The sequence below is a fragment of the Pseudoalteromonas sp. NBT06-2 genome (genome assembly GCF_002276045.1).
Classification (GTDB): Bacteria; Pseudomonadota; Gammaproteobacteria; order Enterobacterales; family Alteromonadaceae; genus Pseudoalteromonas.
In genome coordinates, this window is record NZ_NQMR01000321.1 from 1 (window position 1) to 1,957 (window position 1,957).

A 1,957-nucleotide genomic window follows, 5' to 3' on the forward strand; every position below is an offset into this window, starting at 1 on the left:
GCGCGACCTATCCTTGTTTATTAGGTGAATTTATACTTTCACCATATAAAAACAATTTTCCAATGGTATTTCATCTGGATAATCAGCCATATAAAAGCCAAGTTTTGTATAAGCTTGAATTGCACTTTTATTGTGCCCTAAAACAAACAGCGAGCATGAATCAGCTTTTAAATCTGATTTACCCAAAGTACTCAATTTTTCTATTAAGTGGGAAGCAACTCCTTGACCACGTAGATTAGGATTAACAACTAGCCTACCAAGGTGGCATCTATCGAGTCTCAGATAATATTGTCCAAATGCCAATAAACCTCCTTTCTCTGAGATTAATGAGAATGACTTAAGTGAATCAAGTTTTAAGTCATTTTTAAAGGAAATTAAATCAAATGGATATCTAAAACCAGGTCCAGACCAAATACTTAATTCTTCTTCGGTGGGAAACCAAGACATCAATTCAATAAAGTTTATATCAGAAGGTTGAGTTAAACGCATATTCACCTAACGCCCACTTAAGCGGACAAAAATAGTTGGCTAAAATGTGAAGCGAAGCGGAACTTAGCCAACTGTTTTTGTTCCGTTTGAAGTTCTTGTTAGCTCTTTTTGTTGCCTAGAAACTTTGCAATTTCTTCTGCATGCATTCTAGCTATATCTTGCATATCACCAATTGCCATAACATTAAAACTAGAAACAGTTGACTTTCCAATTACCACTCCATTTTCATCAGTCACAACAACCTCTGAATCAACCCCATCTTTCCCTGCAAAAACTCCAAACATGGCTCTACTAAAGCCTGATCTCATTCTATAATCATTAATACTTACATTGATTTTATTTTCACCTTTTTCATTAAAAAGAGCATTGCTTTTTAACTCTTGTTTAAGGTAAGACTTCACTGCTTGTGCAAAATGCTCAGGTGCCTCTGTGTTATTATTGCTAATTTCAATACTAGAATAACTTTTAGGACCCACTCCATTTGTACTGATAGCTTGAGATACTTTTGTTGAGCTGGAACATGCACTTATTATCATTGTTACAGCGATTATTAATACTTTATTTTTCATTGACTTTCCTAGATTGATTATATTTAAGAGCTAACGCCCCAATCAGCCGCGGAGCAATGTGACCCACTTTTGCAAGTTCTTATGCAAAAAAAGGGCGACGTTTGCGGAGTCGGCTGGATTGGTTTGTTATGTTAATTCATATAGAGGTCTTTGATTTTGAACCAAGTCCCTTCGCAACCTTCAATGGTAACAGTTAACTTCTGACCGGATGATTTTGCAGCAATGATAACTGATTTAAGTACTGGATCTGAAGTTTTCAAACCAGCCCAACCATTATTAGTTTGACACTGATTTGTTTCGATAGCTTTAGGAAATCCGCCTTTAAGTTGTAACGCAATCGATCCTTGAGGAGTAACAAACACCCTAGACACTCCTTCCGTATCTTGAGAATATGCTAGCGCTCCACCGCTAAACGCTAATAGTACCGCTAACAAAATATATTTTTTCATACCTACCACCTCAGATAATATCAACTTACACATACATAACATTTATATAAACGGCGCGCACGCTTATCAGGTTAGACCTCTTAACATAAATTCATAATAAGAACTTAAAAATAAGTGACTTAGAGAAAAACATCAACAAAAACGGAAGTGGCAAAGTGTGCGCGCACGCTTTTCTGGTTAGACCACTTCCTATAAATCACTATTTAACGCTTAATAATCAAGTATATAATGGACGATTTTTAACTAAATAAAGTGTGCTTGCACGCTTTGTAATTTATATGCGCCTATTATATCGGAGCATATATTCGTATGTGATTGACTATACAGCTTTTATTTTTTTGCAGCAAGACAAAGCGTGCGATAAAAAAATGCAAAGCGTGCTTGATTTATTAAAAATACAAAAACACTGTACACATACACAGTTAACGAGTGTTTTATAATGTCAAAAAG

The 1,957-nt window shown here is 35.5% G+C and carries 3 protein-coding genes; all 3 read right to left on the minus strand.

The features are described 5' to 3' along the window. Positions 1-30 precede the first annotated feature (30 nt). The 3 genes from CJF42_RS25760 to CJF42_RS25770 all read right to left on the minus strand — a co-directional run bounded on the left by CJF42_RS25760 (position 31) and on the right by CJF42_RS25770 (position 1,507). A complete protein-coding gene (locus CJF42_RS25760; protein WP_095369340.1) occupies positions 31-489 on the minus strand; it encodes a GNAT family N-acetyltransferase in 459 nt (152 codons plus the stop codon). Between the two features lie 98 nt (positions 490-587). Next, positions 588-1,058, minus strand: coding sequence for a DUF4410 domain-containing protein (locus CJF42_RS25765; protein WP_095369341.1), 471 nt, complete (start codon positions 1,056-1,058; stop codon positions 588-590). A 131-nt stretch (positions 1,059-1,189) separates the two neighbouring features. Next, complete coding sequence (locus CJF42_RS25770; protein WP_095369342.1) at positions 1,190-1,507, minus strand: hypothetical protein; 318 nt, start codon at positions 1,505-1,507, stop codon at positions 1,190-1,192. Positions 1,508-1,957 lie beyond the last annotated feature (450 nt).

What these genes read in the sequence shown, in the direction of transcription:
- CJF42_RS25770 (WP_095369342.1), bottom strand. Translation starts at nt 1,507, where the DNA reads ATGAAAAAATATATTTTGTTAGCGGTACTATTAGCGTTTAGCGGTGGA.
- CJF42_RS25760 (WP_095369340.1), bottom strand. Translation starts at nt 489, where the DNA reads ATGCGTTTAACTCAACCTTCTGATATAAACTTTATTGAATTGATGTCT.
- CJF42_RS25765 (WP_095369341.1), bottom strand. Translation starts at nt 1,058, where the DNA reads ATGAAAAATAAAGTATTAATAATCGCTGTAACAATGATAATAAGTGCA.